This is a genomic window from Parasphingorhabdus sp., from assembly GCF_049667325.1.
GTDB lineage: Bacteria > Pseudomonadota > Alphaproteobacteria > Sphingomonadales > Sphingomonadaceae > Parasphingorhabdus.
In genome coordinates this window covers 1-6,589 of the sequence record NZ_JBATHY010000192.1, presented here as the reverse complement: position 1 = coordinate 6,589, position 6,589 = coordinate 1, and the positions used below count along the sequence as shown (strand labels likewise).

At 55.9% G+C, this 6,589-nt stretch carries 5 protein-coding genes; 2 read left to right on the top strand and 3 right to left on the bottom strand.

What is annotated here, in order from left to right:
• Positions 1-2,442: efflux RND transporter permease subunit (locus WBM93_RS08765; protein WP_424430999.1), on the top strand; the 2,442-nt coding region annotated here is incomplete at its 5' end.
• Positions 2,439-3,698, top strand: coding sequence for a TolC family protein (locus tag WBM93_RS08760; protein ID WP_424430996.1), 1,260 nt, complete (start codon positions 2,439-2,441; stop codon positions 3,696-3,698). The genes WBM93_RS08765 and WBM93_RS08760, both read left to right, overlap by 4 nt.
• 258 nt (positions 3,699-3,956) lie before the next feature.
• Here the strand turns inward: WBM93_RS08760 and WBM93_RS08755 are convergent, their stop codons facing one another.
• Genes WBM93_RS08755 through ligK form a run of 3 tightly spaced genes read right to left on the bottom strand, consistent with a single transcriptional unit; the run spans position 3,957 to position 6,574 of the window.
• Positions 3,957-4,844, bottom strand: coding sequence for an amidohydrolase family protein (locus tag WBM93_RS08755; RefSeq protein WP_424430993.1), 888 nt, complete (start codon positions 4,842-4,844; stop codon positions 3,957-3,959).
• Position 4,845: 1 nt separating this feature from the next.
• Positions 4,846-5,907: a 4-oxalomesaconate tautomerase gene (locus tag WBM93_RS08750; protein WP_424430991.1), complete on the bottom strand. Its 1,062-nt coding sequence runs from the start codon at positions 5,905-5,907 to the stop codon at positions 4,846-4,848.
• Positions 5,900-6,574, bottom strand: coding sequence for a 4-carboxy-4-hydroxy-2-oxoadipate aldolase/oxaloacetate decarboxylase (gene ligK, locus WBM93_RS08745; RefSeq protein ID WP_424431003.1), 675 nt, complete (start codon positions 6,572-6,574; stop codon positions 5,900-5,902). Before ligK ends, WBM93_RS08750 begins: the two co-directional genes overlap by 8 nt.
• Positions 6,575-6,589 lie beyond the last annotated feature (15 nt).

Sequence of the window (6,589 nt, the reverse complement as noted above, 5' to 3'; positions counted from 1 at the left end):
GAATCTCTCATCGTCCGCGCGGTTGGCGCTATCCGGAACCTCGGTGATCTGTCGGACATCATTGTCAAATCCGAAGGCGGAATGGTTGTCCGTGTCGGCGATGTAGCGCAGGTCCGAACAGGCAGCCTCACCCGCTACGGTGCCGTCACCAAAAATGGCGAGGGCGAAGCCGTGCAAGGGCTGGTGATTGGCCTGCGCGGAGCAGATGCCAGCAAAGTGGTCGATGGTGTCAAGGAGCGGCTCAAGGAAATCGAACCCAGCTTGCCATCTTCGTTGAAGATCGACCCGTTTTATGATCGATCAGACCTGATTGAACGCGCCGTCGGCACGGTCGAATCAGCTTTGCTCGAAGCAACTGTATTGGTTGTCATTTTGCTGCTCCTTTTTCTCGGCGATATAAGGGCGTCGGTAATCGTTGCGCTCGCGCTGCCGATGGCAGCATTGTTCACCTTCATCGCCATGCGTTTTCTTGGTTTGACAGCCAATCTTATGAGCCTTGGCGGGCTAGCCATCGCGGTTGGTATCCTTGTCGACGGGGCGGTGGTCGTGGTCGAGAATGTTGTCGAACGGTTATCCGACGAAAAACACCGCGCTGCTGGTAAACTCCACAATATCTTCATTGCCACAGCTGAAGTAGCAAAACCTGTTGCATCTGGCCTTGCCATTATCGCACTGGTCTTCCTGCCGCTGCTCACACTGGAAGGACTTGAAGGCAAATTATTCGCGCCCGTTGCATTGACGATTGTGCTCGCGCTGCTTGCGGCGTTAATCTTATCGCTGACACTGGTTCCGGTTCTGGCCTATTTTGTTTTGAAAATACCCGCTGGCCATCACGAGCCTTGGTTGATGCGCAAATTGTCACCCTTCTATGAGCGACTATTGGGCAGTGCTTTTGGCCGAAAACCCATTGTATATGCTGTTGCGGCCTTCTCTTTGCTGATCGCGGGACTTGCCTATAGTGTGACCGGAAAGACCTTTCTGCCGACCATGGATGAAGGGTCGATGATCGTTCAGCTGACCAAATTACCAAGCATCTCGATCGACCATAGCGTTGCTGGTGACATCAAGGTCCAGAAAGCCATTCTTGCTGAAGTTCCGGAAGTCACCGATGTGATCGCACGGGTTGGTAGCGACGAACTCGGACTCGATCCAATGAGTCCGAATGAAACCGACAGTTTTCTGAAAATCAAGCCGCGTAGTGAATGGCAAGTGGCTGACAAGGATGAACTGACCGAGAAAATTCGCGAGGTGTTTGATGATTTGCCGGGTATCGAACCCAGCTTCACCCAGCCCATTGAAATGCGCATTTCCGAAATGCTCACCGGTGCGCGCGGCGATCTGGTGATCAAATTGTTCGGCTCAGATCTGGATGAACTCTCCCGGATTGCTGGAGAAATTCAGGGCCGACTGGAAAAAATTGAGGGCACAACTGAGGCGATGACCGTTGCCAATGACACGGTTGACTATCTGCAGCTTGATATTGACCGGATGGCGGCGGGACGCAGCGGTATGCCAGTCGACATGATGCAGGACATGATGCGAGCTCAGATAGAAGGCGTGCACTCCGGCGTCGTTGCCGATGGCAACCGGCGCGTGCCCATCCTGATAAAGGGCGAAGGCAGTCGCGGCATGAGCCCGCAAAGCTTTGCCGATCAGCTATACCGCTCGCCCACCGGCCAATTGGTGCGCGCCAGCGATATTGCTACGGTGAATCAGATTGCCGGACCAGTCAAACTGGAGCATGAAAACGGCTCGCGCTTTGCCATGGTTCAGGCCTTTGTTTCCGGACGCGACCTAGTTGGATATGTTGAAGAAGCCAAGGCCGATATCGGCGCAAATGTGAAACTGCCTTCCGGCTACCGCATCGTCTGGGGCGGGCAGTTTGAAAACCAGCAGCGGGCGTCGACGCGGCTGATGATTGTGCTTCCGATATCTCTAATTCTTATTTTTATCGTTCTTTATGCGACCTTGAGTTCAGTGCGTGCATCCCTACTGATTTTGGTCAACATTCCCTTTGCGATGGTTGGCGGAATGGTGGCGCTGGCCGTGTCGGGAGAATATCTTTCCGTTCCCGCTTCCGTCGGCTTTATCGCGCTGCTCGGTATCGCAGTTCTCAATGGCTTGGTCATGGTCAGCTATTTTAGGCAGCTCCGCGAGCAAGGTCTGTCAATGGTAGATGCTGTTCGAGTCGGCGCCGCCCGCAGACTGCGCCCGGTCCTGATGACCGCTACCATTGCTGCCTTCGGACTGGTGCCATTATTATTTGCGACCGGTCCGGGATCGGAAATCCAGAAGCCGCTCGCGATCGTCGTAATCGGTGGTCTTGTCACCGCGACAATGCTGACGTTGATCCTGCTGCCAATATTATACGAGCGCTTCGGTGAGAATAAGGAAGAGCGGGAGGCCGGTGACCCGAACTTCGGCGAAGAGGTGCCATCATGAGGAATGCCCTATCCACCTTCTCGTTCTGGCTGGTGATTATGGTTCCCATCCCCGCCGCTGCGCAAGACAATGCCGGAATGCCTGATGAAGCGGCGGTCCAGACGGCATTAGATGAGCATCCAAGCGTCATGGCAGCGCGCGCGCGTGTCGAGGCGGCCAGAGCAGATGCCCGGGCCCTCAAAGCCGGTCCCCATGAGGTGACCTTATCGGGCTCCTATATTCGCCGCGACGTAGATAATGAGGGTCGGTTCAACGAATATGAAGCGACCGTCATGCGACCTTTTCGTCTTCCCGGCAAGAAACGCCTCGACAAGAAGGCGGGCGAATATGGCCTCATCGCTGCCGAGAATCGAGCCGAAGATGTAAAGCATCAAGCTGCGACCCTATTGGCGGAACTATGGTGGGGCTGGCTGGGTTCAGCCGAAGAGGCTCGCGTAGATGCACAAGCAGTCAAAAATTATGAAGCAATGCTCGCGTCGGTAACGCGACGAATGCAACTACGCGATGCTGCCCAGCTTGATGTTGATCAATCTGAAGCCGCTTTGGGAGCCGCAAGGCTGGCCGCAGAGCAATCAAGGGGGCGAACAGAGCTCGGCCACGCGCGTCTCGCCGCCCAATACCCGAGCTTACCACTACCCGTTGAAGCGCCGCAGCTTCCCCTCCCAACGGTTCCTGAAGGCGGGTTTGCAGCACTGCGCGATCTGGTTATCGCGCGCAGCCACGAAATTGCCGCGGCCGATGCAGAGGCTGCCCGGGTAAACACACTAGCGGAGCGGACCCGGCGTGACCGCATTGCCGATCCGTCATTGGGCTTTCGGGTATTCAGCGAGCGGGACGGTTTGGAAAAGGGCGTCGGACTTGTCGCTTCTATTCCTCTTGGTGGCAGCCATCGCAGCGCGCTGGCCGACCGCGCAGAGAGGGAAGCACAGGCCGTTAGTGCCGAAGCAGGCGCGGTGCGGTTCGACGTTCAGGAAATGGCTGACACGGGCTTGGCATCCGCCGACGCTGCCTGGCGTTCTTGGAAGCGGAGCCGGGAAGGCATGAAGGCACAGGTGGATGGAGTGACAAAAATGCGGCGTGGCCATGAGCTAGGCGCATTTGATCTGTCCGATCTGCTGCTGGTTGAACGCATGACCCACGATGCATTTCGTTCTGAAGTTCAAGCGAGAAAACACGCGTTGCTGGCCATCACCAATCTCCGGATTGACAGTCATACTCTTTGGATAGGTGATGATCATCGCGAGGCGGAGCAATGAGCCGCCATATTTTTGCAGAATATCTGCTGTCGAGGGCTCGCACTGAATCGGTAAGTGTCCAGAATTGGGGCGGCAGCCGAATGTCCGCTTTTCACCGCCCAGCATCCAATAGCGGACAGTCCGCAAACGGCCCAACTACAGTCGTTCCGAAATGCGCCCAGATGTTGTCATACCCGTAGGTCAAACCAGTTCCGAAAATCCGCCATTCAGCTTATGAAGTCTAATCGCCCTCGACTCAATTCTTGGCGATTGCGGCTGTCAATGCTCGTCCCAGTAAAGAGCCATTGGATTATCTACCAGTAGCCGGCGTTGCAGTTCGTTTGTCACTGCCAACTGCGGAATTATATCCACCAGCGCGCCGTCATCAGGACGCACGCTTTGCATATTGGGATGCGGCCAGTCCGTTCCCCAAAGGACTCGCTCGGGGTAGTCTTCCACCAGTGGTCTGACCGAAGCAACAAAATTCAAATATGGCGGGCCGGCGGCATCCAGCCGGTCGGGACAGGAAACTTTGGTCCAGATATCACTGCGGCTGTCGAGCAATTTTCGGAATGCCTTCATTTCCTTGCCACCCGGCCCCTGCGACACATCGGGCCGGCCCATATGGTCTATTACGATTGGCACGGGAATATTACCGATGAAGTCTTTCATCTCCTCCAAAATGTCCGCTTCAAAATAGATTACCACGTGCCACCCTCTTGGTAATCTCGATGCGACTTCCAGAAACTTGTCCTTGGGAGCATTGTCCACCAAGCGCTTCAGAAAATTGAACCGGATGCCACGGACGCCGCCCTCGTGAAGCTGTCTCAATTCGGAATCACTGATATCCGGATCAACAACCGCAACCCCGCGCGCCATTCCATCGGATTTGGCGATTGCATCAAGCATCGCCCTGTTGTCGGTCCCATGGCAGCTTGCCTGCACAATCACATTGCGCGAAAATCCCAGATGATCTCGCAGGGCGAATAGCTCGTCGGGGCCCGCATCTTCCGGGATATATTTTGCTGTTGGACTGAAGGGAAATTGCGCCATTGGACCAAAGACATGACAATGGGCATCGACCGCTCCCTCCGGCAATTGAAACTCTGGCTTTGACGGATTTGCGTGCCAACTGGTGATGCGATCAGCTTTCATTTCGACGCTCATATCAAAAAACCTTCCCGTCCATCAATTTTCGCGCCGTGCGCAACAGTGCCGAGGAGACCACGTTACCGTTTGCATCCGTTTCCAACACGCAGGTCAGTTCTCCGGTCGGATGTTCAACCGATAGGGTTTTGATCTGACCATCCGGTATATTTGCCACCATCGCAGCAGGAGAGCCCTCGATCAGGCAGGCGGTTGCGACACTGACCGCACCCAGAACACCGACCGATGCATGGGCGCGATGCGGAATGAAGCTTCGCACGGTCACGGCCCCTCCGTTTCTCGGCGGCGCAACCAACATCATCTTTGGCACTGTTTTTTCGCCGACATCACCCAAGTTCATCCGCTCTCCCGCCGCCAGCCGGATCGCCTCGATTCTCGCTTTCAAATCGCGGTTGCCGTCGAGACTCTCGCGATCTTCATAACCGATGATGCCAACATCGGCGGCCCTCATTACGACACAGGGCATGCCGTTATCGATCAACGTGCAAGCGATGCCTTCAATCTCGTCGACTGCATTTCCCGTCGGAAGCAGCGCTCCGCAACTGGATCCCGCAGTGTCGCGGAATTCGAGTTGAATCGGGGCATGGGTGCCGGGCACGCCATCAATGCTGGCGTTACCTGTATATTGCACCTGCCCGTGCGGAGTTTGGACCGTGGCCACAGCGGTTTGCCCGGTATTTTCCATATAGATGATTACGCGGGTTTCATCACCGGTTGGGGCCACCAACCCGCGCTCGATCGCAAAAGGACCGATACCCGCGAGGATATTGCCGCAATTTTGTTGGTCTGAAATGAGCGCCTGATCAACGGAGACCTGCAGGAACAGATAATCTACGTCGATGGCATCACGTCCTGATTTCCTGACCACCGCGACTTTACTGGTAAGCGGATCAGCACCGCCCATACCGTCGATCTGCCGTTCGTCGGGGGACCCCATGATATGAACCAGAAACGCGTCACGTTCTGCTTTGCCCGCAGGCAAGTCTTCCGCAAGAAAATAGCCGCCTTTGGACGTTCCGCCGCGCATCCACATGCACCGAACGCCAGAAGGCGCATCAAACATATTTGAGGCCTTCTTTTTCTAGCCGTTCGCGCATCTTGTACATGTCGAGGCCCAGTTCACCGCTGGCCAGCCGCTGCCGCTTCTCTTCCTCATTCGCTTCCCGTTGCTGCGCCTTTTCCAGCACGTCGGCATCATTTTGACGCGGTACAACGCAGACGCCATCGTCATCCGCGACGATGACATCGCCGGGGTTTACCACTGCTCCTGCGCAGACAATCGGGACATTCACCGAGCCAAGCGTGTTTTTCACCGTCCCCTGGGCAAACACCGCCTTTGACCAAACCGGGAAATTCATCTCGGTCAGGTCACGGACATCGCGTACGCCGGCATTGATGATCAAACCGCGGCACCCTCTTGCCTGCGCCGAGGTCGCCAACAGATCGCCAAAATAGCCGTCTTCGCAAGGGCTGGTTGGTTCCAGAACCAACATGTCGCCTTCCCGCAACTGTTCGATGGCGACATGTATCATCCAGTTGTCACCCGGTGCTGCGGATATGGTTACCGCTGTTCCGGCTATCCTCGCACCGGTATAAACCGGCCTCATATTGCTGGCCATCAAACCGGTCCGGCCTTGCGCTTCATGGACGGTCGCTACGCCACATTTGGCCAGACCATCGACCACCGAGAGGTCGGCGCGCTTTATATTCTGAACTACGATATTGGGCATGCCGGACTCCTTTTG